The organism is Mesorhizobium oxytropidicola (assembly GCF_056174625.1).
Map to the genome: position 1 here is coordinate 6,795,549 of NZ_CM149692.1, position 26,617 is coordinate 6,822,165.

Annotated in this window: 24 protein-coding genes and 2 pseudogenes; 16 read left to right on the forward strand and 10 right to left on the reverse strand. The window is 59.8% G+C overall.

The window, feature by feature from the left end; all coding sequences use genetic code 11:
• The first annotated feature begins 451 nt into the window (after nucleotides 1-451).
• The 4 genes from AC0V8S_RS33815 to AC0V8S_RS33830 are packed head-to-tail and all read left to right on the forward strand — an operon-like array spanning nucleotide 452 to nucleotide 3,008.
• A complete protein-coding gene (locus AC0V8S_RS33815; RefSeq protein ID WP_475435940.1) occupies nucleotides 452-1,087 on the forward strand; it encodes a phosphatase PAP2 family protein in 636 nt (211 codons plus the stop codon).
• Nucleotides 1,084-2,010 carry a diacylglycerol/lipid kinase family protein gene (locus AC0V8S_RS33820; RefSeq protein WP_475435942.1) on the forward strand — a complete coding sequence of 309 codons (927 nt, stop codon included), beginning with the start codon at nucleotides 1,084-1,086 and terminating at the stop codon, nucleotides 2,008-2,010. Before AC0V8S_RS33815 ends, AC0V8S_RS33820 begins: the two co-directional genes overlap by 4 nt.
• A 15-nt stretch (nucleotides 2,011-2,025) precedes the next feature.
• On the forward strand, nucleotides 2,026-2,835 hold the full coding sequence (locus AC0V8S_RS33825; RefSeq protein ID WP_475435944.1) for a metallophosphoesterase family protein: 810 nt from the start codon (nucleotides 2,026-2,028) through the stop codon (nucleotides 2,833-2,835).
• Nucleotides 2,836-2,867: 32 nt separating this feature from the next.
• On the forward strand, nucleotides 2,868-3,008 hold the full coding sequence (locus AC0V8S_RS33830) for a hypothetical protein (RefSeq protein WP_475435946.1): 141 nt from the start codon (nucleotides 2,868-2,870) through the stop codon (nucleotides 3,006-3,008).
• 427 nt (nucleotides 3,009-3,435) lie between these two features.
• Here the strand turns inward: AC0V8S_RS33830 and AC0V8S_RS33835 are convergent, their stop codons facing one another.
• The 6 genes and pseudogenes from AC0V8S_RS33835 to hemN form a co-directional block, all read right to left on the reverse strand.
• On the reverse strand, nucleotides 3,436-4,392 hold the full coding sequence (locus AC0V8S_RS33835) for a magnesium transporter CorA family protein (RefSeq protein ID WP_475435947.1): 957 nt from the start codon (nucleotides 4,390-4,392) through the stop codon (nucleotides 3,436-3,438).
• A gap of 104 nt (nucleotides 4,393-4,496) precedes the next feature.
• Nucleotides 4,497-5,054 (reverse strand): cytochrome b, encoded by a 558-nt coding sequence (locus tag AC0V8S_RS33840; protein WP_475435949.1) that lies wholly within the window; start codon nucleotides 5,052-5,054, stop codon nucleotides 4,497-4,499.
• A gap of 128 nt (nucleotides 5,055-5,182) precedes the next feature.
• Entirely contained in the window at nucleotides 5,183-5,818 is a 636-nt protein-coding gene (locus AC0V8S_RS33845; RefSeq protein ID WP_475435950.1) for an outer-membrane lipoprotein carrier protein LolA, read from the reverse strand.
• Nucleotides 5,819-6,569: 751 nt separating this feature from the next.
• On the reverse strand, nucleotides 6,570-9,701 hold the full coding sequence (locus AC0V8S_RS33850; protein WP_475435951.1) for an amino acid permease: 3,132 nt from the start codon (nucleotides 9,699-9,701) through the stop codon (nucleotides 6,570-6,572).
• A gap of 243 nt (nucleotides 9,702-9,944) precedes the next feature.
• A pseudogene (locus AC0V8S_RS33855) lies at nucleotides 9,945-10,355 on the reverse strand (M24 family metallopeptidase); the annotation flags it as partial.
• A 132-nt stretch (nucleotides 10,356-10,487) separates the two neighbouring features.
• The gene (gene hemN / locus AC0V8S_RS33860; protein WP_475438748.1) at nucleotides 10,488-11,837 is read right to left on the reverse strand and encodes an oxygen-independent coproporphyrinogen III oxidase; all 1,350 of its coding nucleotides are present in this window, start codon (nucleotides 11,835-11,837) and stop codon (nucleotides 10,488-10,490) included.
• A gap of 163 nt (nucleotides 11,838-12,000) precedes the next feature.
• Here hemN and AC0V8S_RS33865 point away from each other — a divergent pair, with 163 nt between their 5' ends.
• Nucleotides 12,001-12,729 (forward strand): Crp/Fnr family transcriptional regulator, encoded by a 729-nt coding sequence (locus AC0V8S_RS33865; RefSeq protein ID WP_475435953.1) that lies wholly within the window; start codon nucleotides 12,001-12,003, stop codon nucleotides 12,727-12,729.
• Nucleotides 12,730-12,731: 2 nt separating this feature from the next.
• Here the strand turns inward: AC0V8S_RS33865 and AC0V8S_RS33870 are convergent, their stop codons facing one another.
• On the reverse strand, nucleotides 12,732-13,142 hold the full coding sequence (locus AC0V8S_RS33870; protein ID WP_475438749.1) for a hemerythrin domain-containing protein: 411 nt from the start codon (nucleotides 13,140-13,142) through the stop codon (nucleotides 12,732-12,734).
• Between the two features lie 245 nt (nucleotides 13,143-13,387).
• Between AC0V8S_RS33870 and ccoN the strand changes: the two genes are divergently transcribed.
• The 10 genes from ccoN (at nucleotide 13,388) to AC0V8S_RS33920 (ending at nucleotide 23,715) form a co-directional block, all read left to right on the forward strand.
• Nucleotides 13,388-14,998 carry a cytochrome-c oxidase, cbb3-type subunit I gene (gene ccoN, locus AC0V8S_RS33875; protein ID WP_475435955.1) on the forward strand — a complete coding sequence of 537 codons (1,611 nt, stop codon included), beginning with the start codon at nucleotides 13,388-13,390 and terminating at the stop codon, nucleotides 14,996-14,998.
• A 10-nt stretch (nucleotides 14,999-15,008) separates the two neighbouring features.
• A complete protein-coding gene (ccoO, locus tag AC0V8S_RS33880) occupies nucleotides 15,009-15,740 on the forward strand; it encodes a cytochrome-c oxidase, cbb3-type subunit II (RefSeq protein ID WP_475435956.1) in 732 nt (243 codons plus the stop codon).
• A 12-nt stretch (nucleotides 15,741-15,752) separates the two neighbouring features.
• Nucleotides 15,753-15,902, forward strand: a complete 150-nt coding sequence (locus tag AC0V8S_RS33885; RefSeq protein WP_475435958.1) for a cbb3-type cytochrome c oxidase subunit 3 — start codon at nucleotides 15,753-15,755, stop codon at nucleotides 15,900-15,902.
• 2 nt (nucleotides 15,903-15,904) lie between these two features.
• Nucleotides 15,905-16,768, forward strand: a complete 864-nt coding sequence (gene ccoP / locus AC0V8S_RS33890; protein ID WP_475435960.1) for a cytochrome-c oxidase, cbb3-type subunit III — start codon at nucleotides 15,905-15,907, stop codon at nucleotides 16,766-16,768.
• 217 nt (nucleotides 16,769-16,985) lie between these two features.
• Nucleotides 16,986-18,545: a cytochrome c oxidase accessory protein CcoG gene (ccoG, locus tag AC0V8S_RS33895; protein ID WP_475435962.1), complete on the forward strand. Its 1,560-nt coding sequence runs from the start codon at nucleotides 16,986-16,988 to the stop codon at nucleotides 18,543-18,545.
• Nucleotides 18,542-19,039: a FixH family protein gene (locus AC0V8S_RS33900; protein ID WP_475435964.1), complete on the forward strand. Its 498-nt coding sequence runs from the start codon at nucleotides 18,542-18,544 to the stop codon at nucleotides 19,037-19,039. The genes ccoG and AC0V8S_RS33900 overlap by 4 nt, the downstream gene beginning before the upstream one ends.
• Nucleotides 19,036-21,324 (forward strand): cation-translocating P-type ATPase, encoded by a 2,289-nt coding sequence (locus AC0V8S_RS33905; protein WP_475435966.1) that lies wholly within the window; start codon nucleotides 19,036-19,038, stop codon nucleotides 21,322-21,324. The genes AC0V8S_RS33900 and AC0V8S_RS33905 overlap by 4 nt, the downstream gene beginning before the upstream one ends.
• Nucleotides 21,321-21,476: a cbb3-type cytochrome oxidase assembly protein CcoS gene (gene ccoS, locus AC0V8S_RS33910; protein ID WP_475435968.1), complete on the forward strand. Its 156-nt coding sequence runs from the start codon at nucleotides 21,321-21,323 to the stop codon at nucleotides 21,474-21,476. The genes AC0V8S_RS33905 and ccoS overlap by 4 nt, the downstream gene beginning before the upstream one ends.
• Before the next feature lie 209 nt (nucleotides 21,477-21,685).
• Nucleotides 21,686-22,792, forward strand: a complete 1,107-nt coding sequence (gene nirK / locus AC0V8S_RS33915) for a copper-containing nitrite reductase (protein ID WP_475435970.1) — start codon at nucleotides 21,686-21,688, stop codon at nucleotides 22,790-22,792.
• Nucleotides 22,793-22,845: 53 nt separating this feature from the next.
• Nucleotides 22,846-23,715, forward strand: coding sequence for an SUMF1/EgtB/PvdO family nonheme iron enzyme (locus AC0V8S_RS33920; RefSeq protein ID WP_475435972.1), 870 nt, complete (start codon nucleotides 22,846-22,848; stop codon nucleotides 23,713-23,715).
• Nucleotides 23,716-23,770: 55 nt separating this feature from the next.
• On the opposite strand, the pseudogene AC0V8S_RS33925 reads toward AC0V8S_RS33920, so the two are convergent.
• A pseudogene (locus tag AC0V8S_RS33925) lies at nucleotides 23,771-24,944 on the reverse strand (NnrS family protein).
• A 98-nt stretch (nucleotides 24,945-25,042) separates the two neighbouring features.
• Complete coding sequence (locus AC0V8S_RS33930) at nucleotides 25,043-25,480, reverse strand: pseudoazurin (RefSeq protein ID WP_475435974.1); 438 nt, start codon at nucleotides 25,478-25,480, stop codon at nucleotides 25,043-25,045.
• Nucleotides 25,481-25,628: 148 nt separating this feature from the next.
• On the opposite strand from AC0V8S_RS33930, the gene AC0V8S_RS33935 reads away from it, so the two are divergent.
• A complete protein-coding gene (locus AC0V8S_RS33935) occupies nucleotides 25,629-26,330 on the forward strand; it encodes a Crp/Fnr family transcriptional regulator (protein ID WP_475435976.1) in 702 nt (233 codons plus the stop codon).
• 3 nt (nucleotides 26,331-26,333) lie between these two features.
• Here the strand turns inward: AC0V8S_RS33935 and AC0V8S_RS33940 are convergent, their stop codons facing one another.
• Nucleotides 26,334-26,549, reverse strand: coding sequence for a DUF1858 domain-containing protein (locus AC0V8S_RS33940; RefSeq protein WP_475435978.1), 216 nt, complete (start codon nucleotides 26,547-26,549; stop codon nucleotides 26,334-26,336).
• Between the last annotated feature and the right edge of the window lie 68 nt (nucleotides 26,550-26,617).

The window sequence follows — 26,617 nt, forward strand, 5'->3', positions numbered from 1 at the left end:
ATCACAAATGAAAAAGCCCGCTGGCGCTGGCCGGCGGGCTTTTTGCGATCACCTTAGAGGCAATCAGGTGAGGACCTGTCCTGAAATTGGGGGGCTCTGAGCGGTAATAGACGACAGACGTTCTCGCTTGGTCAGCACCGGCTTTTGGTATCCCCGCGTTGGCATTTTCAATGGTTCCCTGTGGAGAAGAGCGGGACTCACGGCCACTCCAAACGGTGTCATCATTGCAGGGCTGTCACGCAGTACGGTTGCTGATTTCTGACGTTCTCAATGCAGTGGTGGCTAGGGAACCTCGTTCTCGCGAGCCCGTTGTGCCTCTACAGTGAGGTCCGGCGCTTGAGAGAACCAATCCCAGACATCGAGCGCGAGCCCCTCGGGAGTCACCGTCCTCCCCCCGCCGTCTCGCATCAGCGGCGCTTCCGGACAAGGCAATAACAGGCTTATTGCGTGGATGCTTGCAGCATGCCTCGTTCTCGGCTTCGGGGTCCTCGCCGAGGAAGTCCTTGAAGGTGATACAACCAAATTTGACCTGACCATTTTGTCGGCCCTTCGGGGGGCCGATCCAGCCTACCCGATCGGTCCGCCATGGCTTCAGGAAGTGGCCAGGGATGTGACCTCGATCGGCAGCGTGGTGTTTCTTGGTTTCGTGTTGCTGGCGGGGGTTGTCTATCTGCTTCTGGTCCGCAAGCGGGCTCTGGCCATTTGGATGGCGGTGACGGTGGCCGGCGGCGAACTGCTTGGTACGATCCTCAAGTTGAGCTTCGACCGGCCGAGGCCGGAGATCCCCCATGTCACGCGGGTGTTCACGGCAAGCTTCCCGAGTGGCCATGCAATGCTTTCGGCGATCACGTTCCTGACCGTGGGCGCCCTCCTATCACACGCAAGTCAGGATCTGCACCTCAAAGTGTATTTCATGGCGCTCGCCATGTTTCTGACGGTGGCCGTTGGCATAAGCCGGGTCTATCTCGCGGTCCACTATCCCACGGATGTCTTGGCCGGCTGGTGCATTGGTTCAGGCTGGGCGATCCTGTGTTGGACAGTCGCGTTATGGTTCCAGGAAAGGCCAAAACGGGGGTCGGAAACTTGAAGGTTCTGGCCCTCATCAACAAAAATGCCGGCGCTGCGGCACGCAAGGGCGACATAGAGAGAGCCGTACGGGATGGGTTCGCCGAACGTGGCATTGAGGCGGATGTGCGATTGGTGGACGGACGAGAGGTTGGAGAGCTCGCTCGGCGCTTTGTTAGCGAAAACAAGTCGAGGTCTGGTCGTGGATCAATATTGGTCGTGGGCGGTGGCGACGGCACCCTCAGCAGCGCGGCCTCGGCGCTGGTGGGGACTGATCTGTTGCTCGGCGTCCTTCCGCTCGGCACATTAAACCACTTTGCCAAGGATTTGGGTGTGCCGCTCGATCTCACAGCAGCGATCGATACAATCGCGACAGGTAAGCCTCTCGCAGTCGATGTCGCCGAGGTCAACGGCCGCGTCTTTCTTAACAACTCATCGATTGGGATCTATCCCTTCTTTGTTGCAAAGCGTTCAGCCGAGCAGCGGCGCCGCGGGTTCGGCAAGCTCGCCGCCATCGGACCCGCTCTCATGAGAACGTTGAGATCCGCCTCCTGGCAGGCTGTCCACGTCGCTGCTCAGGGCACCCGCGAAAGACTGCGGACGCCCTGTGTGTTTGTTGGCAACAATTTCTACGACGTCGCCGATCTTGGTCATCGCCGCAGCCTCTCGTCAAAAGAACTGTGCGTTTATGTCGTCAAACAGCAGTCCTGGTTTGGACTGGCACTGCTTCCGTTCAAAATCGCGTTCGGCATGATCGACGCCACCCGAGATCTGGAAATCTATCGCGCTAACTCGCTGCAAATCACATCGCATCGACGCGCCATGCTGATCTCTCTGGACGGCGAAGCCGTCAGTATGGACACGCCCCTGAACTTTCGGATTCGGCCGGCGGCCTTGCAGGTCCTCGCACCTGCCAAAATGACCGGAACCGGTGGCCGTAGCTGAAAGCGGAGAAATTCAGTGAAGACCCTCGTCCACCTTTCGGATTTGCACTTCGGAAAAACAGAAAGCCAGCTTGTGAAGGCGATTAAGGCTGAGGTTCGTGGCGTCGACTCTGATTTGCTTGTCGTGTCGGGTGATCTGACGCAGCGCGCCCGGAAAGACGAATTCCTGCAGGCCCGCGCCTTCCTTGATTCCCTTCCTGGCCCCCGCATCGTGGTGCCAGGCAATCACGATGTGCCGCTCTGGAATGTGTTCGCACGTGCCGTGACGCCGCTGTCGCGTTACAGGCGCTACATCGAGGCGGACACGGACCCGTTCTATGCCGATAGCGAAGTCGCCGTGGTCGGGATCAACACGGCACGATCCCTGACAATCAAGGACGGCAGGATCAACGTCCGCCAGCTCAGGGCGGCGACGGAAAAATTCGCACATATGTCCGATGACGTTACCCGGATAGTGGTCACGCATCATCCTTTCGAAGGGCTGGATTTGGAAAGCGACGACGGCATCGTGGGCCGCGCGGATCTGGCAATGGATGCCTTCTCGCGCAGCGGCGTAGACATCATATTGTCTGGCCACCAGCATCTTCACCGCACCGGCTCGAGCGCAAGGCGTTACCTTATCGACGGCTATGCCGCGCTGCTAATTCAAGCGGGAACGGCGGTTTCATCGCGGCTTCGCCACGCTGCAAATTCGTTTAACATCATTCGCATCGACCACCCAAGGATCTCCGTCGAATGTCGAGCCTGGCAGCCTTCGCAGTCAGCGTTCGAAACCTCAGCCAATTATTCCTTTCGGCAAGGTCAAGGCGGGTGGGAACCTGCTTGAATGGCGGTTAGACTCGGGCGTCCCCTCACCAGGTGATGCACCCTTTCAGCCGCCGCGCCGGCGCCGAGAAGGTTTGCGAAACATTTCTCCGGCTCGCCGAGATCGGCCAGGCCGAACAAGGTGTCGCCGTCCCCGTCAAGTTCTGTGGCGATCTAGATGCCTTCGCCAATTGAAGGACCGCAGGCGTGTCGAGTGGCGCGAAGCGCCGCTTGATCCGCCTGCGATAGTGTTTGCTAGGGCTTTATGACAACCTTGATGCATCCATCCTTCTTGTCGCGGAACGTCTCGTAAGCGCCTGTTGGAAGGTATAGGGACGGCCTGCAAAGTCTCGATGACACCGTCCGGGCCGTGGCTTTCCATGCCAACCGCCTCGATCACGAAATCCGGGCCTTTGCCGCCCATCATGTCCAGAATGCGCTGCTGCAGGTCCTTGTGGTCGTAGCATAAGGTTTAAGCGCCCGACGCTTGCGCGCTGAACCTCTGCCCACAACCGCTCATTGGGTTCCCCCAGGAACGGAACCTAGAAGAACCGCGAAGCGTCGCCTACGCCCTGATCGGGACGGAGCCAGCGGTGGCGCATGTTGGGCTTGATATTTGTACTTAGAACCAGCCCCGCCATTTGAACCAGACGAGGGGTACGATTGCGCTCAACACGATCAAAGCCAGCCCGTAGGGATAGCCGTACATCCAGTCGTACTCAGGCATGAACTTGAAATTCATTCCATAGATGCCCGCGATTAGCGTTGGCGGTATACCGACGATCGATACTATCGTCAGAATTTTGAAGATATCATTCTGGGCGATCCCAATCAGACCCACCATGGCGTCGAGCAGAAACTGCACTTTGTCAGAGAGGTGGACCTCATAATTGTCGAGCGATGCAACGTCCTGTTTCAGGCCTGCCATGCGCGGCTTCAATTGCCCGCCGGCCCAGTCCGAGGTTAACTCACATGCGAAATCTATCGCACGCCCCAAGGCCAACAGCGCATCACGCTTTTCAGAGAGATAGTCGCCCAGGCGACCGAGTTGGCGCAGCCGTGCTCGGATAAGCTTGTTGGAACGCACTGCCTTACGTCCCTGCCCTTCGGGCACATGGAAGGCCGTTGTCGACAGGTCACGCAATTCCGTCGCCACCTCTTCCAGACCATCGGCCAGGCGATCGATAAGTTCGTCGCACAGGTCAACGAACACCTCGAGACTCGAACCCGGGCGTTCCTCGGAGCCAGTGAACCGTGCAGCCACGGCGTCGAAGGCCGGCAAAGCCGCGAACCGAACCGTGATCAGGTGCTCGCGCGACAGTATAAAGCCGATCGGCGCGATTTGCGGGCCATCGCCCTCAGCATGCGTTACCATCGGTACGCTCATCGACAGCACACCGTCTCGCGCCTTCAGCCGACTTGAGGTTTCGATCTCGCTGAGAGCTTCACGACTTGGCACTTCGATCCCAGCCGCCTTCTTGACCTCCGCGACTTCGGCTAGCGAAGGATCGCGAACGTCCCACCATATGGTTTTGCCCTGCGCCTTGGGCACATCGCTTTCTGGATAGATGCTCAACATCTGACGATGCCCCTTCTGACGACACAGGGCCTGGCTGGGATAACTCGCCGCCCAGACGAGAAAACGAACCCCTGGCCGTCAAGGCAGCCATGTTCACGCAGGCGCTAAGGCGACAGGTCGGAAATTCCGGGCAGCATCTGGCGCAGCACGCGGTCGCGCAGGAATACGTGGTGGAAGATAGCTGCAGCCGCGTGCAAGCCAGCGAGCCAGATGATGGTGTCGCCCAGCGTCCCGTGGATTTCTGCGAGTGAGGCGCCGGCATCCCAGGGCCTGAAAAACGGACCCAGCGCGCCAAACCCGTATACCGTCACCGGATGGCCCCCAAACCATGCCCCCAGCATGGCGGTGGCTGGAACAGCAAAAAGAAGTGCGTAGAGTGTCCAGTGCGTCACCTTTGAGGCGACGTCCATCCATGTGGGCATCGGCGGCGACTGGGGAATACGATCGAACAGGCGCCAGATCAAACGAACGACCAGCAAGCAGAAAACAGTGAAGCCGAGTGACTCGTGAAGCAGCAATGTCGGAGCACTGGCAGCTGAGTACACGCGCGCAGGAGGGCCCCCTGCGGAGACTAGGAACGCGATGAGCACGAGCAATGCTGTCAGCCAGTGAAGCGCCTGGGTTAGGCTTCCGTAACGGGTTGTCGTACCGGACAGTGCCATTCAAGGACTCCAGTCGCGGATGGTTTTCGCACTAGCTCCGCGACGCGCCACGTTTCCATCGTTCCTCAAGTGCCTTCTCATAAATTTCCAAGCCCGTCTTCTTTCGATCGGTTGCCAGCAGCCGGCCGTTATTTCGTTGTGGTGTTGAACTCACGGTTTGCCGCATAGTCGATAGTGAAGGTACCAGGAGGAGCGCGAACGCCCTCCTTCACATTGGAGATAATGACCGTTGTGATCTGGCCCCTCTCGTCGGTGAGGCTCCATCTGAGTAGATCGAGCGATTTCCTGTCGAACACCATAGCGATGTTCGAGTTTCCGAAAGCAGACTTGTCGGCCAACTTAATGATAACCTGGGCGCCCTCGTCTCTGATACTTTTAAGGCGATTGCCAGAGAATTCGACCTTATCGTCGAGTAGGAGCTTAAGCGGCGTCTTCGAGAGAGCATAAAGACGGGATGTCTTGAGCTTCTTGTTGTAGATTACGACGGATTTTCCGTCTGCAATTAAGCTGACTCCTGATTGGTCTGCATAGTTGAACCGAAGCTTGCCCGGGCGCTGGAGAAAAAATCTGCCGCTGGTCTTTTGCCCTCTTGGGCCAGACTGAACGAAATCCCCGGACATTGACTTTACGGATGTCAAGTGAGCGGCAATCGTCGCGGCTTCTACGGGCGCGGCCGAGACCACAGCCGTAAGTTCGATATTTATCCCCGCAGCGCTGACAACGGCAAAACAGAAAAACATCAGTTTTTTGATCTTATATTCCATTCTCTTATCCCACCCGAGCGCGAGAGATCGAACGAGATCACGTCTTGAGATCGGCAGATCTCCCGGCAATGACTCGACTTTGCCGGCCCCATATCTGCACTGGCCGGCTTCGCTGAAGTGCCCCATGACCGCCCCGGCTAGCCATCATCTCCATCCCCAGTGCCTCGCTGTCCGAGTAATTTTGGCCTTCGTCGCGCCTATCTCCTGAGACCAAAAAAACTCAGAACTGCGAGAACAACAACCACGAGCCCTACTATGTAGATTATGCTGTGCATTGATTCACTCCGGAATTTCAGGGCGGCCACGCTGTCTTGCCTGCCATGGTCTTCACCCTGAAAGGGAACATTTAGGACAGCCTAATGTTCCGTCGGTAGGCAGCGATTTCGCGCCTCTTCAAATATTTGGTGGCGCTTGGTGTTGCCGTAGTCGCATTTCTGCGAGCAAAGCCGGTTCAGGGGCGCTGGAAGGGCGACCTGCTCGATTGGCACTTCCTAAATAAGGGCATCCTATTGCTCCGAGAGCTTAGGGGTGGGCAGCTTTAGGCTCATTCCGGTCGGCGTTTGTCTGCTGCCGGTTGTTGCTTTTCCAAACCACCTGATAGTGGTCGAGCATCAGCCTGTGGTTTTCCTGTCCGAACCCAGAAGCTTTGTAGCCCCGAAGGGGGCATAGGTAGGAAGGCGTGTAACAATTGGGGCCCTAGGCAGTTGCTATGACAGCACTCAGGTGGAAGACCGTGAGATAGGATTCTAGGCTAGCTGGCAACATTTGCTCGCTTGCGCAAAGCAACGTGCAAATCCTGTTTTTCACCAGGAAATTTTGATCGGGCACCCAAGCCATTCGTCACATCTTCATAGAGCGCTATTGGATGCGGGTGCCCCACGAGATAACCCTGAATCTCGGGACATCCTTCCGTCATCAAGAAAACACGCTCGTCTTCTGTTTCAACGCCCTCTGCGATGACAGGCAAGGTCAGCGCATTTCCCAGGCTGAGAATCGTTCGTACGATGGCGGCCGACTGGGCATTCGAGTTGACGCCCGAAACGAAACTGCGATCAATCTTGATCTTGTCGAATGGAAATGCCCGTAGCGAGGAAAGGGAGGCATATCCGGTTCCAAAATCATCCATGGAGATCCTGACGCCCAACGCCTTCAATCGCCGCAAAACCGACAACGCGGTTGCCCGATCACGGATGAGAACCCCTTCGGTGATTTCCAGTTCCAGGCGTCCCGGCGTAAGGCCGGTCTCGTAGAGGATCGAATGAACGAGCCCCACCAGGTCCCCGAAGCGGAATTGCACTGGGGAAAGATTGACGGCGATTTGCAGGGGCGCGGCCCAGGAGGCGGCCTCCTTGCATGCCTGCCGGAGCGTCCATTCACCTATTTCAACGATCGTGCCATCCTGTTCGGCAAGGGGGACAAACGCCGTCGGCGAGACGAGTCCATGTCTTGGATGGTGCCACCGGGCGAGTGCCTCAAAACCAAAGATTTCGCCGTCTATCCGAGCTTGCGGCTGATAGTGGAGCACAAGTTCGCCATGTGCGACTGCCGAACGCAAATCTCGCTGCAAGGCGTAGCGTTCTCTTAGCCGCCTGTCCATTTCAGGATCGAAGAACTGCAGCATTCGACGACCGTCCGCCTTGGCCCGGTAGAGCGCGGCGTCGGCATTTGCCATCAGCGCCGCGGCATTCTCTCCGTCTTTCGGATAGATCGCCGCGCCGATGCTCAGCCCGATGGAAATGTGCTGGCCCCGGATTTCGAATTCACCTGCCGCCGATTCGAACAGACGGTCGGCGACTTCCTGGGGTCCAGCGGGCTGTTCACCCATGGCAAGGACCAGTGTAAATTCGTCGCCGCCCATGCGGGCGACAAAGGCTTCGGGCGCCGCAGTTTCAAGGCGCCGGGAGATGGCGCACAGAAGATCGTCGCCTGCCGCGTGCCCAAAAACGTCGTTGGCCTCTTTAAAATGGTCAAGGTCGATGCTGAGAACGGCAAAGCTGCTGTGCGATGCTCTCGCCTGCTCGAGCGTCCTGGCCACGTGCGATGCAAGGGCGGTGCGGTTCGCCAGACCTGTGAGCGGATCGTGATGGGCAAGATGCTCGATTTTCTCGTGCCGTGCCATAAGTTCGGTGCGCGCTACGTGCATATTCTCGCGCGCCTCGTCCAGGCCGTGGGCGGCCTCCTTCACTTCATCTTGCAGGAGGTTGAAGCTTTCGGCCATCTCTCCAAGTTCGTCGCGAGAGTTTACCCTCACCGGTAAGATGTTCACCGAGGCGTGCGCCGCTTCGAGGTCTCCTCGCCCCAGAGCAGCCATGGCGAGAGAGAAGTCCTTTAACGTTCCGGATGTCAAACGCTTCGCTGCCTTGGTCACCTCGCTTGCCGAATGGGTAATCATTCCCGGCAAAACCAGACCGACGCTGATGGTTAGTAGCGCGACGACAACAAATATGTCCTCCAGCGCTGCGATCAGTGGAGCTTGCACGTGGGAAACGCTGCTGATTGCCAAAAAATAGCCAGCACCGTCAAGCACGAGCACAAAAAACATGGCTCCGGTAAGCTTCAGGTGAAGCGTGCGCGCCAGCAAGGGTAGACTCAGTGCGTGCCGATCCTCCATGGCGCGCCACGCGTAAAGCGCAGCGCCCGAATATGCCAAGGCCAGACCGAACAACACGGTAGGAAGGCCAAACTGCTGGAATCCCAGTACGGCGGTCAATAGCCATATTGCCGCCGCGCCTAAGCCAAGGACGATCGTTCCCCTGGGAGCACGGAAGGGTCGCTCGGCATTGGCATGGTCTCGGCGCAAGAGCCAGACTGCGATGTTGGGCATGCAGATGCTAATCAGATAGGTAAAATTGGCCGCAGCAATCATCCAGAGCGGGTATCCGCACAGCATGAAACCGATGGCGGCGCCAGCAGTGAGCAGCGTTGCCGCCCATGGACAATCCGTTGCGGTGCGGCTGGCCAGGAACTTCGGCAGCAGGCCGTCCTCGCTCAGTTGCGCAAGGGTCCGCGCGGCGCCTGCCAAGGGCTGCAACGTTCCATGAAACATGTTCAACATGATGAACCAGATGGCGGCGGCTTTGCCAAAACTGCCCAATAGAGGCGCAAACGTGGGGCCGAGGACCACCGCGAGGTCCGTGCCGAGCGGCCCTGGCCCAAGCACACCCAGCCAAACAACCGGCAGGACGAAGAAATAGATGCCGGCCATTCCCGCGCTGGCCAACATCGCGCGAGGAATGTTGCGGTTAGGGTCGATGGTTTCGCCAACATGACAGGCTGCGGCCTCGAACGCCGGCGCGGCGAACCCGATCAGATATAGTCCTGCCATTACCGACGTGATGTTGCCGAACAGCCCGGCAAAGGGACTTGTCAGTGTAAAGTCTGTCGCCTGCCGCCAGTCAACCGCGCCGCTAATGACCGGGATAAAGGATGACAGAAACGCAAGCGTCGCGGAGACTGTGGCGATCGGCATCGCCAGTCGTACCACCCACTTGATTCCACACAGGTTGACCGCCGTAAAAAACCCGATGAGCGCGCAGGCGACCGCCTCCACGGGGAGGCCCGGCAGGTACCATTGCTGGATTGCGGACGCTGAAAGAACCGCAGTCAGTCCGCACGTTGGGACCCAACCCCACCAGTAGCAGGTGCCTGTCAAGGCCGAGAGGACGGGACTGTAGGGCCGGAAAGCTTCCGCGCACGCTGCAGAGATACCGCCAACGCGGTTTGGCCACATGAGAACCAATTCGGTCCACGCCGGCGCCGCAGCCCAGCTAAGAAGCAGACCAACAGCGAGTAACGGTACCGCAGCGCTTCCTTGACCGGGAATATTCCCTTGGCCGACAAAAAGGGCGGCGATCAGAAAGAGGCTTTGATTGCTGCCTCCCATCGCGAGCGCCGTCGTGCCTGCCCATCCCAAGGTTCTTGGGTGCGGTCGACAAGGAGTGACGTCGCGCATTCTGATGGGTCCATTCCAATGCGGTAGGTTTTGGAAGAGCTACCGCTTGAGTAGTTGTTGGCGACGCGTTCCGATAGCGCCTGTCTAACCCAGACAGGCACGGTGAGCTTGAAGTATTAAGATTTCCGTACAACCCCTAGATGGCTAAGGCCTGGGTTTGCCGCGGCATCAACCGGCATGGTCGCAGAATAGGGTCCGTTCGAGTGCAGTGTAATAACCGAAGATCATCGGAAAGGTGTTGAGCGAGAGGATGTCACCAGCCCGCACGACACGGTTCGTGACCGGATTGTGTGCGCCATCGGTGTTGATGCCTGACTGGAACCAGGCCCAAGTGTCCATCAGTTCGACGAAGGGATGCGATTTCGCGATTTCGCGGATCATCGCATTGGTCGTGGCGATCGCCACCTGATGCTCCGGGACGCCGGCCCTTATCGCCGCCACGCAAGCTGCGCCGCCGACATCGCAAACTCGCGCCCCCTCGCGAATTAGTGTCTGCTCCTCCATCGACTTGATCGAGCGCATCCACATCGAAGGCTCGGCAATATCGACGAATTCGACCCCCGGCAGTGCTTCTTCGAGCTGACGTGGCGAGTGCTGGCGGCGCTCGAAGGCGTGAACGGGTTTCTACTCATCGGCTGGTCGACCGCCTATCTGATCGCCGCAGGCACCCGTATCGGGCCGTTCAAGGCCGGCGAGCATTTCTGACCGGGCCAATGTTCAGACCGCTACCGAATGCCGGGCCTTGCCGGTTTCGAAATATTTGTCGAACTTCGCCGCGACGCTCCTGACAAAGGGGCGGCTTTCCGCAGGCACGACGAAGCGGTCACCATCGAGTTCAAGTAACCGCGCAGGATCGTGAAGAGCCGTGGAACTTCCTTTCACGAGAAGTCTTTGACCGGCTTCGCCAAAGCGCTCGACCAGGTCGATGCCGGAGAAACTAAAGTCACACATCAGTCGCTCGATGATCCAGCCGCGAACACGATCATCGACGGAGAGAGCGATGCCTCTTACGGTCGCCAGCCCACCGTCAGCCACCATGCGGCCATACTCAGCGGTCGAAGGCATATTCTGTGCATAGCCTTGCCGGAATTGACTGATGGATGATGGGCCGAGACCGATCAGTGTTTCGCAGCGATCCTCGGTGTAGCCTTGGAAATTGCGGCGCAAGCAGCCGGTTCTAGCCGCTACGGCCAACGCATCGTTTGGCTTGGCAAAATGGTCGAGGCCAATTGCCTGATATCCCGCGTTCAGCATCAGACAAGAGGCCAGTTGCGACTGAGCAAACCGCTCTGCCGAATCCGGCAGCCATGCCTCGTCGATCATCGTCTGATGTTTCTTGAACCACGGCACATGCGCGTAGCCAAAAAGCGCTATCCGGTCCGGCTGCAGGGTCAGTGCCTGCGCGACGGTGGAAGAGACGCTCTCCCTGGTTTGGTGTGGCAAGCCGTAGAGCAGGTCCAGATTGACCGATTCGACGCCGCGCGAGCGGACCCCGTCGACTACCGTCTTGGTCTGCAGGAAGCTCTGCTCGCGGTTGATTGCCTTCTGCACCTTCGGTTCGAAATCCTGGACGCCGAGGCTCGCCCTTGTCATCCCGATTTCGGCAAGCGCGTCGAGGCGGGCATCGTCCATGTCGTTGGGTTCGATTTCGACACTGACCTTCGCGTCGGGAAGAAACGCGAAGCTATTGCGCAGGACGCTTCCCAGCGCCACCATATCCTCCGGTTTGAGCATCGTTGGCGAACCGCCGCCGAAATGGACGGCACGCACGCGGCCCTTGCCTGCGACAAGACCGGCGACGGTGGCGATCTCCGCATGCAGCGAGCGCAGATATGTGGTCACCTGCTCGTAATGGCGTGTCTGCTTGGTATGGCAGGCACAGAACCAGCAAAGCTTGTCGCAGTACGGGATGTGCAGATACAGCGATATTTCGTCGCCCTCGTCGAGCGCCTGCAGCCAGCCACGACAAACGGTAGCGTCAACGCTTGCGTTAAAATGCGGCGCTGTCGGATAGCTCGTATAGCGCGGCACGTTCTCGCCAAGTCTGGCAACTAGTTCTGGCCGCATGTCCCTGTCCGCTCCACGTTGCATGGCGCGACATTGATGACATTGCTGGCCGGCGCCTTGATTTCGGTCAAGACCGATCTTGCCGCGGACAAACTGCCGCAAGGCTTTTCTTGGCCTGATGCTATACCCTGCGTGAACTCTCATCGTTTCTCGGGCGATCGTGGTGACAGTGCGTCAGGATGTTCACAGCGCCGGCATTCCCGTGCTTTGCCAATCATGCGAAGCGCGGCACAATGGCGTCTGCGGCGCGCTTGATCCCGATCAACTGGTGGGGCTGGCCAGGACCTCATCGAAGCATACCGTTGAACCGGGCGTAGAACTGATTGGCGACACCGAGACCGTCGACAGTTATTCGAACGTGCTCTCCGGTGTGGTGAAGCTGACAAAGAGCCTTTCGGACGGCCGCCAGCAGATTGTCGGCCTCCAGTTCGCCCCCGATTTTCTTGGAAGACCCTTTAAGGTGGAAAGCGCTATCAACGCCGAAGCCGCAACCGCCGTTTCAGTGTGTTCGTTTCCAAAGACCGCCATCGAACGGATGATGAAGGAATCACCGGAACTCGAGCATCGTCTGCTCAAGCAGACGCTGGACGAACTCGATGAAGCCCGCGACTGGATGATGACGTTGGGGCGCAAGAGTGCATCGGAAAAAGTGGCGAGCTTTCTCCTGATGATCGCCAGGAACATCGACCCCACGCTTGACCCGGCCGCCCAGTCGACACGTTTCGATCTGCCGCTGACCCGCGCCGACATCGCCGATTTCCTGGGTCTGACGATCGAGACGGTGAGCCGCCAGTTGACCAGGCTGCGATCGGATGGCGTGATCCGCATAGAGAACAACCGGGACGTCACAGTCGACAGCTTGACCCGGCTGCAGCAGCGCTCTGGCGTTTAGGATCAATCGACGGCCCCGATCATCGGCAAGACGTGCTCGCGTTCAAAGGCGATATGCCGGCGCAGGCTTTCGAAGAAGCCGCGCAGCATGAAGCCGACAGCCTCAGCATTCTCGACCGTCTCGCCATGGCCGATCGCCAGCAAAATCTCGGTCACCTCACCGGCAAAGCATTCGTCCTCGACATGTTCGGCGCGCAGGCGACTGGTCGAATTGAAAACGGCATCCGCCAGGATCGAGGCCGCCTCATAGGTTGGGAAAATGACGGTCTCCTCAAACCGATGACTATCGCGGAGCAGAGGAACAATGCTGTTTGCAGTGCCAAGGCATTTGAACCGATCGACATTGGGCAGAGTATCGGCAATGCTTTCTAGCGTATCGCAAAGACGCAGTTTCTCCTGATGCAGACGTCTCATCGTCGAAGCTGCTGTGGCCACGATGGCGACTCCACGCACTCGCTTTGATTCTCCGCGCCATAGGCGATGCGATGGCAGATCCTGCAGTTTCTTCTTCAATCGCGACCTCCTGATTGCATCGCGCTCGACGCTGCAGAACGCAAAACCGTCCCGCTTTGACATGGATCAAGGCGAACGGAGGCCGGCTGCGGAATTCATGCATCGCGGATTTGGCGTCCGTCAGAATTCGAGATCGGGGACTTGCGATGAAGTTTGGCAGAGAGATCTTCCTTCTAAGCCTGTTTGCGTTCGCGGCAATTGTCGCCGCAGGCTTCGGAGTCGATGAACCCTTCCGCCAGCATATGTTGGTGCTGTTCCTGGTGCTGGCCGGCTTCACCGCCGTCCTTCTGCGCAATACAGACTTCAAGCCGGCGGCTCCGGTCGACCCTTCGGCTTATATGGATGGGCCGATCCGGTACGGCACGATTGCGACGGTGTTCTGGGGTGTCGTCGGCATGCTGGTGGGCGTTGTCATCGCGTTGCAGCTTGCCTATCCGCAACTCAACATCCCGCCGTGGTTCAATTTCGGCCGCCTGCGTCCCCTCCACACATCTGGGGTGGTTTTCGCTTTTGGCGGCAACGCGCTGCTTTGCACGTCGCTCTATGTCGTGCAGCGCACATGCCGCGCCCGCCTGTTCGGCGGCAATCTGGCCTGGTTCGTGTTCTGGGGTTACCAGCTCTTCATCGTCATGGCCGCGACCGGCTATCTGCTCGGCATTACCGAAAGCCGCGAATACGCCGAACCCGAATGGTATGTCGACATCTGGCTGACCATCGTATGGGTCGCCTATCTCATCCTGTTCCTTGGCACCATCCTGAAGCGCAAGGAGCCGCACATCTATGTCGCCAACTGGTTCTACCTGTCATTCATCATTACCGTGGCGATGCTGCACGTCGTCAACAACCTGTCGATGCCGGTGTCATTCCTCGGCTCGAAGAGTTACTCCGCTTTCTCCGGCGTGCAGGACGCGCTGATCCAGTGGTGGTACGGCCACAACGCGGTCGGCTTCTTCCTCACCGCAGGCTTCCTTGGCATGATGTATTACTTCGTGCCCAAGCAGGCGAACAGGCCGGTCTATTCCTACCGCCTGTCGATCATCCACTTCTGGGCGTTGATCTTCCTTTATATCTGGGCCGGCCCTCATCACCTCCACTACACCGCCCTGCCCGACTGGGCGCAGACGCTCGGCATGGTGTTTTCCATCATGCTTTGGATGCCCTCGTGGGGCGGGATGATCAATGGCCTGATGACGCTCTCGGGCGCCTGGGACAAGATCCGCACCGACCCGATCATCCGCATGATGGTCGCAGCCATCGCCTTCTACGGCATGTCGACCTTCGAGGGTCCGATGATGTCGGTCAAGACGGTCAATTCGCTGTCCCACTATACGGACTGGACGATCGGTCATGTCCATTCGGGCGCCCTCGGCTGGGTCGGCATGATAACGTTCGGCGCGATCTACTACATGGTGCCGAAGCTTTGGAACCGTGAGCGCCTGTATTCCCTGCGGCTTGTGACTTGGCACTTCTGGCTGGCGACGCTTGGGATCGTTGTCTACGCCGCGGTCATGTGGGTATCGGGTATCATGCAGGGCCTGATGTGGCGTGAATACGACGAGCAGGGCTTCCTGGTCTATTCCTTCGCTGAATCCGTCGCCGCCATGCACCCCTACTATGTCATGCGTGCCATCGGTGGGGCGATGTACCTCTCCGGTACGCTGCTCATGGCATGGAACGTCACCATGACGATCCTCGGCCGCCAGCGCGAAGAGCAACCGATGCCGGGTTCCGTACCCGCCTTCCAGCCTGCCGAATAAGGAGCCAGACATGGGCTTGATGGACAAACACGCGATCATCGAGAAGAACGCCACGCTTCTTCTTGTCGGGTCGCTGCTGGTCGTGACCGTCGGCGGCATCGTCGAAATCGCGCCGCTTTTCTACCTCGACAACACGATCGAGAAGGTCGAAGGCATGCGGCCCTATTCGCCGCTCGAGCTCGCCGGACGCAATATCTACGTCCGCGAAGGTTGCTATCTCTGCCATAGTCAGATGATCCGGCCGTTCCGCGACGAAGTCGAGCGTTACGGTCACTACAGTCTGGCGGCCGAGTCGATGTACGACCATCCGTTCCAATGGGGCTCCAAGCGCACCGGCCCTGATCTGGCGCGCGTCGGCGATCGCTACTCCAACACGTGGCACGTCCAGCATCTGACCGACCCTCGCTCGGTGGTGCCGGAGTCGATCATGCCGAGCTATGCGTTCCTGAAGGACACCCCGATTGAAGTGAAGGATTTCTCCACCCACCTCGTCGCCAACAGGCGCGTGGGCGTACCCTATTCGGACGACATGATCGCACACGCCAACGGCGATCTGATGGCACAAGCGGATCCCAACGCGGACACGACCGCGCTGCTGTCACGATATCCGAAAGCCAAGGTTGGTGATCTGGACGGCAATCCACAGCAGGTCACCGAAATGGACGCCCTCGTCGCCTATCTGCAAATGCTCGGCACGCTGGTCGATTTCAAGAATTACGACGAGGCCGCCGGCTATCGCTGAGGATTTTTATCGATGGATTACAATATGATGCGGGAGTTTGCTGACAGCTGGGGTCTGGTCGCCATGGCGCTTTTCTTTGTCGGCGCAATCGCCTTCGCACTCCGCCCAGGCAGCCGCAAGCTTGCCGATGAAGCCGCCCGGATTCCCCTTGAGGACGACTGATCATGAGCGACGAGCATATAGACAAGATCTCCGGCGTCTCGACCACCGGCCATGAATGGGATGGTATTCGGGAGTTGAACAACCCGCTCCCGCGCTGGTGGGTCATAACGTTTTACGTCACCATAGTCTGGGCGATCGGCTACACCATCGCCTATCCGGCATGGCCTCTGCTGCACTCGGCAAGCAAAGGCGTGCTCGGCTATTCGAGCCGTAACGACGTCGGGAACGAGCTGGCGGCAGCCGAGATTGCCAAGGGCAAATATGTCGCTGCAATTCAATCGAAAACCGTTTCCGAGATCACCGCCGACGATGCGTTGCGCGAATTCGCCGTCGCCGCCGGCGGCGCCGCGTTCAAGGTCAATTGCGTGCAATGCCACGGCTCCGGTGCCCAAGGTTCCAAGGGCTTTCCCAACTTGAACGACGATGACTGGTTGTGGGGCGGCAAGGCCGAGCAGATCCAGCAGACCATCACGCATGGCATCCGTTTCGCGTCCGACCCGGATACGCGCATCTCGGAAATGCCCGCCTTTGGCGACATCATAACCGCCGATCAGATTCGCCAGGTCAGCGCCTATGTGGCGAGCCTATCCGGCAAGGTCCAGGATACAAGCCTGATCGAACCCGGCGCCAAGGTCTTTGCCGAAAACTGCGTGGCCTGTCATGGCGACAAGGCAAAGGGCAACAGGGAGTTCGGCGCCCCTGATCTGACCGATGCCATCTGGCTCTACGGGTCTGGCGAGACGGCCATCGCCGCCCAGGTCCGCGCGCCGAAACACGGCGTGATGCCGGCTTGGGGCAGCCGTCTTGGCGAGATCAAGGTCAAGGAGCTTGCAGTCTACGTGCATTCGCTTGGCGGTGGAGAATAGCAACGGGGGTCTATTCTCCGGCCCTTTCCGCCCAGGCGACGAGGCCCGGCCCTGCCGGGCCTCGACTGCATTCCGACGTCCGGAGATTGACCTGCATCAACGCGACGCAATCCAGTCGAAGGCAGAGTTCGGTCGACGTTGCATTTTCGCGCACTCGCCACACATCCATTGGGCCGACTGCCCAGCGAAATCACAAGCTGCGCGACGGGAGACACCGGTGCTGGACAATACACAGGTAGAACGGCTCGAAGCCGAGGCGGTCAATTCCGCCAAGATCCGTCAGCCTCTTTATGCTCCGCGCAAGAAGATTTTTCCAAAACGCGCCACGGGCGACTTTCGTCGCTTCAAGTGGCTGGTGATGGCGATTACGCTCGGCATCTACTACCTGACGCCGTGGCTGCGTTGGGATCGCGGCCCATATGCCCCGGACCAGGCGGTCCTGCTTGATCTCGCCAATCGGCGGTTCTACTTCTTCTTCATCGAGATATGGCCGCAAGAGTTCTATTACGTGGCCGGCCTTCTGGTCATGGCCGGCGTCGGCCTTTTTCTGATCACGTCGACGGTCGGCCGCGCCTGGTGCGGTTATACATGCCCGCAGACCGTGTGGGTCGATCTGTTCCTTGTCGTCGAACGCGCGATAGAGGGCGACCGCAACGCCCGCATGAAGCTCGATGCGGGTCCCTGGACCGCCCGCAAGCTGATGCTGCGCGTCTCGAAACATGCCATCTGGCTGGTCATAGGCGCTGCCACCGGCGGCGCCTGGATTTTCTACTTCGCCGATGCACCGACGCTGTTGAGAGAACTCTTCACCGGCACCGCGGCGCCCGTCGCTTACATCACGGTCGCCGTGCTGACGGCGACGACCTATACATTCGGCGGGCTGATGCGCGAGCAGGTCTGCACCTATATGTGCCCCTGGCCGCGCATCCAGGCGGCGATGCTCGACGAGAACTCACTCACCGTCACCTACAACGACTGGCGCGGCGAACCGCGCTCGCGTCACGCCAAGAAGGTTCTTGCCGCAGGCCAGCCCGCCGGCGACTGCGTCGACTGCAATGCCTGTGTCGCGGTCTGTCCGATGGGGATCGACATTCGCGACGGCCAACAGCTCGAATGCATCACCTGCGCGCTTTGCATCGACGCCTGCGACGGCGTCATGGACAAGCTCGGCAAGGAGCGCGGGCTGATCTCCTACGCGACACTCTCCGATTACAACGCCAACATGATGCTGGCGACCGCGGGCGGCTCCGGTTCAGTCAATCCGTCGCTGGTCAGAACGGCTGACGGCGCGTTCTCCGACAAGGTGGCCCATTTTCATATCCGCAAGATCTTTCGGCCGCGCACTTACATCTACATGGCCGTGTGGTCGCTGATCGGTCTTGGTCTGCTCTATTCGCTGCTGACGCGCGACCGGCTCGAGGTGAACGTGCTGCACGACCGCAATCCGCAGTTCGTCACGCTGTCCGACGGTTCGATCCGCAACGGTTACACCGTCAAACTGCTCAACATGATCCCCGAGCCAAGGACGATCGTAGTCACCGTGCAAGGCTTGCAGGGCGCAGAGATGAGCGTCGTTGGCATCGATCTCCCCGTGGGCCGTTCCGTCCCCATTTCGGTCGAACCCGACCGGCTGAAGATGCTGAAGGTTTTCGTGCGCCAGCCGGCGGGTCAGATCCAAGGCACAGCTCAAACCTTCAAGTTCCGGGTCGAGGACAAGGCGAGCTACGAGTCGGCCGAGTACACCGCTACCTTCAACGCACCGGAGATCGCCAGATGAACGCCACCACGCAAAGATCCCGCGAATTCACCGGCAGGCACATGTTGACCATCATCCTTGCCTTTTTCGGCGTGGTCATCGCGGTCAACCTGACCATGGCGACGCTCGCCAACACAAGCTGGACCGGCCTTGTCGTCGAAAACACCTATGTGGCGAGCCAGCAATTCAACAAGAAGGCCGAGCAAGGGCGCGCGCAAGCAGCCCTCGGCTGGACCGGCAAACTGACCATCGCATGGGGCGAAGTTCGCTACAGCCTTGCAGACGCCGCCGGCAAGCCGGTTCCCTTGCATGGCGTCAAGGTGCTGTTTCGCCATCCCGCATATGAGAAAGAGGACAAGTCCGTCATTCTCGCCCTCGCCTCCGACCAGGAATTCGCCGCGCAGCACATGCCGAAGGACGGCGTCTGGATCGTCGAAGTCGACGCCGATGCCGGCCTCGCACAACCCTATCGCGAGGTCCGCAGGATCATGATTTCGCATGGAGCGCTGCAATGAGTTGTTGTGCACCGGGCGCTGAAATGGGGCTGGACCTGGTCAGCACCTCATCGGTCCTGCCGTCCAGCCAGGAGATCAGGCTGGCGAGCCGATCGCTTGGCGGTGCTCTTAACCAAACTGACCTTTCAGTCCCAACGGTTCACTGCGCCGCCTGCATCCAGACGATCGAGACGGCGCTGGCAAAGCTCGACAATGTCGAAGGCGCGCGTGTCAACCTGTCGACGAAACGGGTCGCGATCCGGTGGCGTGGGGACCAGGTACCACCGTTTGTCGCCGCGCTTGGCAGGCTGGGCTACGAGGCGAATCTGTTCGCCCCCGAGGTCGATGAAAAGGACAAGACGCTTGCCGAGCTGATCCGCGCCGTCGCCGTTGCCGGCTTCGCGGCCGGCAACATCATGCTGCTTTCGGTCTCGGTCTGGTCCGGTGCCGAAGGTGCTACCCGCGATCTGTTCCATTGGGTCTCGGCGCTGATCGCCGTCCCGGCGCTGGCCTTCGCCGGCGGCATCTTCTTCCGCTCGGCCTGGAATGCACTGAGCCACGGTCGGATGAACATGGACGTGCCGATCGCGGTCGGGGTGTCGCTTGCCTATGCCATGAGCCTCTATGAGACGATCAACCATGGCGACCATGCCTATTTCGACGCGTCGGTTTCGTTGCTGTTCTTCCTGTTGATCGGCCGCACGCTGGATCACGTAATGCGCGAACGTGCCCGCACTGCGGTGAAAAGCCTGTCACAGTTGGCCGCGCGTGGCGCCATGGTGCTGCGCGGCGATGGCGCGCGCGACTATTTGCCGGTTGGCGAGATCGAACCAGGGATGCAGCTGCTGATCGCAGCCGGCGGAAGAATCCCCGTCGACGGCAAGATCATTCAAGGGGCGTCGGATCTCGACTGCTCGCTGGTCTCGGGCGAGAGCACGCCTCGAAACGCGGCGCCGGGCGAAGCCGTGCAGGCCGGTGTGCTCAACCTTACCGGCCCGCTGACGATCGAGGCGACAGCCGCCGCGAAGGATTCGTTCCTGGCGCAAATGGTCCGGTTGATGGAGGCCGCCGAGGGCGGTCGTGCGCATTATCGCCGCATCGCCGATCGCGTCTCGGCACTCTACGCGCCCGTGGTTCATCTCACCGCCCTCGTGACATTCCTGGGCTGGATGGCGGCGACCGGCGACTGGCACCGCGCGATGACGATCGCCATTGCTGTTCTCATCATCACGTGCCCGTGCGCGCTCGGTCTTGCGGTGCCGATCGTACAGGTGGTTGCCGCGCGGCGCCTGTTCGAGAACGGCATCATGGTCAAGGATGGTTCGGCGATGGAGCGCCTGGCGACGATTGATACGGCGGTGTTCGACAAGACCGGAACGCTCACGCTCGGCCAGCCCCGGCTCGTCAACGCGTCATCGATCGATCCGGCCATGCTGTCAATCGCAGCCGACATGGCCGCGCATTCGCGTCATCCATTTTCAAAGGCCATAGCCGGTTTTGCCGCTCCTGGCGGGCAACACAAATTCGATGCGGTCACCGAGCATCCGGGATTTGGTATCGAAGCCACTGACGCCGGAGGCACATGGCGGCTGGGTCGACGCGGATGGGCCGGGTGGAAGGCTCGAACTGGCGGTGAAGGCAAACATGGCTACGGCGGAACGGTTCTGACGAAAAACGGGATGATTGTCGCATCCTTCGTTTTCCAGGATGCATTGCGTGCCGACGCCAGTGCGGCCATCGATCAATTGAAACATGCTGGGATGTCGGTGGAAATGCTGTCGGGCGATACAGCGGCAGCCTGTGCCGAGGTTGCGAAAGTCCTGGGTGTCGATGACTTCGTGCCCTGCCTGTTGCCATCCGGTAAGGTCGAACGCATCGAGACCCTGGAGAAGGACGGACACAAGGTTCTGATGGTTGGCGACGGCCTCAACGACACGCCGGCGCTACGCGCGGCGCATGTCTCGATCGCACCGGCCACGGCCGCCGACATTGGCCGCAACGCAGCGGACTTCGTCTTCCTGCGCGAAAGTCTTCTGGCCGTGCCTCTCGCGCTGGACGTCTCGCGCAAGGCCGGGAGCCTGATCCGACAGAACATCGCGATCGCAATCGTCTACAATGCTGTCGCCGTGCCGATCGCCATATTGGGGCATGTCACGCCTCTTATCGCGGCGATAGCCATGTCCGCTTCTTCGCTGCTTGTGATCGGAAATGCGCTGCGACTGCAAAATTCAATGCCAAATTCGCTGGCGAAGAGTGTTCGGCGCGACAGACGTTCCGAAATAAATGAATTGGCCCGATCCGCATGACCACCCTCACCTACCTCATACCCGTTGCTCTCTTTCTTGGTGCGCTTGGCCTGGGGGGCTTCCTGTGGGCTTTGAAAAGCGGCCAATATGAAGATCTCGACGGGGCAGCCGAGCGGATTCTGATCGATCCGGAAGACAAAAGCGGCCGCTGATCTTCAGAAATCCGCCAGTGACAGCGCACATTTGCAGAAAACTGCGACACCAAACTTCTACATCTCAAATCGCGACCCATAGGATCGCCGCATCCCGAAGCTGTTCTTTCTGCGATTAACTTCCACCAATTTGCGCCAGCGCAAAGAAACGCTGCATCAGGCCAGCTAGGTTCTGCTCATCCGCAACGGTTGAGAGACAGGAGACTGACATGATCACGCGACGCGAAGCTCTGTTCGCTGCAGCGATTGGCGCTGCCGCAGTGGCAGCACTGCCGGCATTTTCGGCAACTGTGACAAAGGCAGACATTCAGGGGCTCGCCCGAGAGAAGATCATGCTCGTGGCACCGCCTTTTGTGCATCCGCATGATCAGGTCGCCAAGGGCGGACCGAAGATCGTCGAGTTCACCATGACGATCGAGGAAAAGCCTGTCGTTATCGACGCCGATGGCACAAAGCTTAATGCGATGACCTACAACGGCTCGATCCCAGGCCCGCTGATGGTGGTGCATCAGGACGATTATCTCGAGCTGACGCTCATCAATCCCGACACCAACTCGCTTGCCCACAACATCGACTTCCATGCCGCGACCGGTGCACTGGGCGGCGGCGCGCTGACCTTGATCAATCCGGGCGAACAGGTGACCTTGCGCTTCAAGGCGACGCGAACCGGAACATTTGTCTACCACTGCGCGCCAGGTGGTCCGATGATCCCATGGCATGTCGTCTCCGGCATGAGCGGCGCAATCATGGTGCTGCCGCGCGACGGCTTGAGGAACGACAAGGGCGAGCCGGTCAAATACGACAAGATCTTCTATATCGGCGAGAGCGACTTCTATATCCCGCGCGATGAGAAGGGCAACTTCAAGAGCTACGAATCGGCCGGTGACGGCTACGATGACATCGTCAAGGTGATGCGCGGCCTGATCCCGACGCATGTCGTGTTCAACGGCAAGGTCGGCTCCTTGACCGGCGACAACGCCATGACGGCGAAAGTCGGAGAAACCGTCTTGATCGTCCACTCGCAGGCCAACCGCGATACCCGGCCGCATCTGATCGGCGGCCATGGCGATTATGTCTGGGAACAGGGCAAATTCGCCAATCCGCCGGCCAAGGATCTGGAGACCTGGTTCATCCGTGGCGGTTCCGCGGGCTCGGCGCTCTATACCTTCCTGCAGCCGGGGGTTTACGCCTACGTCAACCACAATCTGATCGAGGCCGTGGAACTTGGAGCGACCGCTCACTTCAAGGTCGAGGGCGAATGGGATGACGATCTGATGACGCAGGTCGAGGCGCCCAAACCCATCGCCACCAACTGAACGGCACTCCTATTCGCCCGGACAGCGACGCTGTCCGGGCATGAGGAAAAGACATGTCGCCTCTCACCCTCAAGCTCGTGCCGATCGCCATGGTTGCCGCAGCTGTGCCGGCAGGACTTTCGATGCAGGCGGCCGGTGGTCATCGACAGTCCCACGCCGTTGCGACGACGGTTAGCCTGCCTGCCGGTTCGATCAAGTACCCAATGCCGGGCGAGTTCCTGAAGGACGGACGCCCGCAAGCCAATCCCAAGGTCGATCGGCAAATCAACGGCCCGCTCGACATCATGGCCAATCAAGTCGGCGCTGCTGACTACACGGATTGTGTGTCGGCTGGTGCCTGTCGGCCGGCGGAGGAGACCCGCTCAATCCCGCGTGACGCACCCGCAACAGGCGTGAGCTACCTCGACGCCGTCGCCTATGCCCAATGGTATTCCGATGTGACCGGCAGCCAATGGCGGCTGCCTTCCGACGAAGAGTGGGCCTTTGCCGCGGCGGAGCGGTTCGCGGGAGAATTCGAGGGTGTCGAAAACGATGCCAACAACCCCGCCAGGCGGTGGCTCACCAGCTACCAGGCCGAGGTCGACCTCAATCGCAAACCGGACCCGTTGCCCAGGAGCAGTGGCTCTTTTGGAGTGAATTCGCGCGGCCTCGCCGACCTTTCCGACAACGTCTGGGAGTGGACTTCGACCTGCTATGTCCGCACCACGTTGGCCAAAGACGGAAGCGGTGTTGTAAGCTCGGTCGACAACTGCGGCGTCCACGTCCTTGAAGGGCTTCACAGGGCCTACATGTCGAACTTCGTCAGCGACGGCAAAAGCGGAGGCTGCGCCGTTGGCACCCCTCCCGACAATCTGGGCTTCAGGCTGGTGCGGGACCAGACGGGATGGGTGAACCGTATCCTCGGCTACCTCGGCATTGCCTGACAGATCGGAAGCGGCTCCTGCAGTCGCGTCTTCGACGGTCGCCTGCTCTCCCGCCTCACCGCGCCTTTGGCGTCATCAACGCCAGTCCGTAGACCAGGACGAAGCCGGCGAATGCCGCCACCCATGCCGTGCCGGCCATGTCGATCACCACGCCAGAGGGGACGAAGGCGGCCAAAATTCTCAATGATCCCGCGAGAAGGACGGTCACGAAGATGAACGAGGCACCTTTCCCAGCCTTGAGCTCTCGCCCGGTGTGCCCCAGGGTCGCGCGAGTCATCACTGCAAGCGTCATCGAGCCGACGGCGCCAGTCCCGAGAGCATGAAGTCCCGCCGCCGCTGGTACGGCGCCGGGAAAAGATCGACGCCGAAACCAGGGCAAGCCCAACCGGCACGAAGGCATAGGCAAGATGCAGAACGAGCACCAGCGGATCCCGCAATGTACGCTCGCCAGCCCAGCGCGATAGCCGCCACGCCTGGCAAATGGCGGCGACGGCCATAAGCAGTCCTGTGATTCGGTTGTCGGGGGCGAACGACCATGCTCCCAGTGCGATGGCTGAGATGGCTATCGATGCGATGTCAAAACGGTCGAACGGTGCCGGCAGCCTGCCAGGATTTTCGCGCACGAGCCAGTTGCGTGTGAAGCTCGGGATGATGCGCCCGCCGATCAGCGAGATGAGCATGATTGCAGCAGCCATGCCGAGCCGACGGCTGATGTCGGAAGTGCCTTCAAGGTGCGCCTCGATGTGGAACGCGCCGTTGGCACAAACCAGAACCGCAAGCGGCAGCAGCACCTTGAGGTTGCGCCAGTTGCGTCCCGCGACGATTTCGCGTGCCGCCGCCGCAGCGACCGCCAGCAGAAAAGAGCCATCGATCACGGCGGCCGTTTGCCAGCCGATATCCGACGAGAAGAAGACAGCGGCACGGCCGGCAAGCCACAGGACAACCAGCGCCAGCAGCGGCAGGCCTTGTACGGGCAGCCGGCCGGTCCAATTGGGAATAGCGGTCAGCAGGAACCCGGTAACGATCGCCGGCAGATACCCGAACAACATTTCATGGATATGCCAGTCGACCGGGACAAACGCACTGTGGGCATCGAGTTCGCCTGCATACATCGGCAGCCAGAGCAGAATGGAGAGCGCGGCATACAGCGACCCGAGGAAGAAGAAAGGCCTGAACCCGTAGGAAAGAACTGCGGGTCCGGTGTAGGCGCGCAGGCGTGGAATTCCCATGATCTGCATCTCCAAATGAACAGGGCCGGATGAACCGCCGCCCTCGGTCCGTCCGACCCTTTCCCGCCTCACTCATGGCAGGCAGACTGTACGATGCCTCAGTTGGCCGAAACCTGGGTGAACAGGTCGGCGAACACCGTTTTTGCCTTGCCAGGATGCTTGACCGCCTTGGCAGTATCGAGATTGACCGGCTTGCCGACAACGATCAGCGCGACCATGCCCATGCCGTAGTGAGGGGCGCATTTGACACCGTAGACGCCCTCCTTCGTCAGCGTGACGGTGATTTCCTCACTGGGCTTTCCCTTGAAAGGCTCGGCGCCGTCCGGAATCATGCCCTTGATCGACTCGGCATCATGAGTCTTGTCGGTCGGCACGAACTTCACAGTGTCGCCAAGAGCTGCCTTGACGAAGGCAGGTTGGAAAACCATTGCGCCTTTCTCGCCCTTGTTGAGCATTTGCACCACATGCTCTTCGGCGCTTGCGGCACTGGCGAGGGCCAGGATGGAGATTGCGGCGGCGAGAATGGAGAGTTTCATCGATTTGTCCTTTGTTTCGTCTTCGCGGCATTGCGCCGTTCCATGCCATTTAGCCTGATGCGACTGCGAACAATTTGCGCTGGCGCAAACTCGGGATAAGAAAGGGCTGCCGCACGATTGATGCGGAAGGGGGCTGTGAGGGATCCGCTTGACTGCGCTGGACCGATCGCTGATTTCTCGACTGCCGCTCTTCCAGGGGCTGACACCCGACGAGCAGAGCGAGATCCTGCGAAACGCACGGTCGTCCCGCTACGCCAAGGACTCTGCGATCTTCGAGCAGGAGGCCGAGGCCCATTCCTTCTTCGTGCTGATCGCCGGGCACATACGGGTGGTCCGCACCACGCCGGACGGACAGCAGGTCATCGCCAGATACATCAGCGAAGGCGAGATCTTTGGCGTCGCCGCAGCCCTTGGTCGGACGACCTACCCCGCCAGCGCCGTCGCGGCGGTGGATTGCGTGGTGCTGGCTTGGCCCAATGCTCTTTGGCCGGAGTTGGCGCGACGATTCCCGACGTTTGGGGCAAGCACCTACAGGACGGTGGGAACCAGGCTGCAGGAGGCCCAGACACGGGTGGTGGAGATGTCCACGGAGCAGGTGGAGCAGCGGGTTGCGCATGCCTTGTTGCGATTGGCAAACCAGACCGGCCGAAAGACCGACAGCGGCCTCGAGATCGATTTCCCGATCTCGAGGCAGGATATTGCCGAAATGACGGGGACGACGCTGCACACGGTCAGCCGGCTGCTCAGCAAGTGGGAGGAGAACGGAATAGTCATCAGCGGGCGCCAGAGAATCACGGTCAAGGATGCGCACCGCTTGGTGGTTCTGGCCGAGAACCGGGACAAGGACTGACCGTCATCGCTCTCCTCGAATGGCCAATTCGAGTTCGATCAGAAAGTCGCCCTCATCGACCTGATGTTCCCGGCACGCCTCAGTAACCGTATGGAAAGTGCCGATCGGACAGCCGACGCAGAGCATCTTGTGTCTCAGCACCACAGCCACCGTTGCCGGCCATTTTCTCATGATTTCGTCGACGACCATGTCCGGGTTGATTGAACTGCGCTGCTTCACGATCACGTCTCCGCGATTTGCGAAGCATCTTCGTAAATCCCCTTCGGAGCGTCCTCGTTGCGCTTTCG

Excerpts from the sequence above, each read along its gene's own strand:
- ccoP (WP_475435960.1), top strand. The coding sequence starts at position 15,905 with ATGAGCGACGAGCATATAGACAAGATCTCCGGCGTCTCGACCACCGGC.
- ccoN (WP_475435955.1), top strand. The coding sequence starts at position 13,388 with ATGAAGTTTGGCAGAGAGATCTTCCTTCTAAGCCTGTTTGCGTTCGCG.
- AC0V8S_RS33885 (WP_475435958.1), top strand. The coding sequence starts at position 15,753 with ATGGATTACAATATGATGCGGGAGTTTGCTGACAGCTGGGGTCTGGTC.
- AC0V8S_RS33930 (WP_475435974.1), bottom strand. The coding sequence starts at position 25,480 with ATGAAACTCTCCATTCTCGCCGCCGCAATCTCCATCCTGGCCCTCGCC.
- AC0V8S_RS33900 (WP_475435964.1), top strand. The coding sequence starts at position 18,542 with ATGAACGCCACCACGCAAAGATCCCGCGAATTCACCGGCAGGCACATG.
- ccoS (WP_475435968.1), top strand. The coding sequence starts at position 21,321 with ATGACCACCCTCACCTACCTCATACCCGTTGCTCTCTTTCTTGGTGCG.
- AC0V8S_RS33905 (WP_475435966.1), top strand. The coding sequence starts at position 19,036 with ATGAGTTGTTGTGCACCGGGCGCTGAAATGGGGCTGGACCTGGTCAGC.
- nirK (WP_475435970.1), top strand. The coding sequence starts at position 21,686 with ATGATCACGCGACGCGAAGCTCTGTTCGCTGCAGCGATTGGCGCTGCC.
- AC0V8S_RS33845 (WP_475435950.1), bottom strand. The coding sequence starts at position 5,818 with ATGGAATATAAGATCAAAAAACTGATGTTTTTCTGTTTTGCCGTTGTC.
- hemN (WP_475438748.1), bottom strand. The coding sequence starts at position 11,837 with ATGCGGCCAGAACTAGTTGCCAGACTTGGCGAGAACGTGCCGCGCTAT.
- ccoO (WP_475435956.1), top strand. The coding sequence starts at position 15,009 with ATGGGCTTGATGGACAAACACGCGATCATCGAGAAGAACGCCACGCTT.
- AC0V8S_RS33920 (WP_475435972.1), top strand. The coding sequence starts at position 22,846 with ATGTCGCCTCTCACCCTCAAGCTCGTGCCGATCGCCATGGTTGCCGCA.
- AC0V8S_RS33835 (WP_475435947.1), bottom strand. The coding sequence starts at position 4,392 with ATGTTGAGCATCTATCCAGAAAGCGATGTGCCCAAGGCGCAGGGCAAA.
- AC0V8S_RS33870 (WP_475438749.1), bottom strand. The coding sequence starts at position 13,142 with ATGAGACGTCTGCATCAGGAGAAACTGCGTCTTTGCGATACGCTAGAA.
- AC0V8S_RS33815 (WP_475435940.1), top strand. The coding sequence starts at position 452 with ATGCTTGCAGCATGCCTCGTTCTCGGCTTCGGGGTCCTCGCCGAGGAA.
- AC0V8S_RS33850 (WP_475435951.1), bottom strand. The coding sequence starts at position 9,701 with ATGGGAGGCAGCAATCAAAGCCTCTTTCTGATCGCCGCCCTTTTTGTC.
- AC0V8S_RS33840 (WP_475435949.1), bottom strand. The coding sequence starts at position 5,054 with ATGGCACTGTCCGGTACGACAACCCGTTACGGAAGCCTAACCCAGGCG.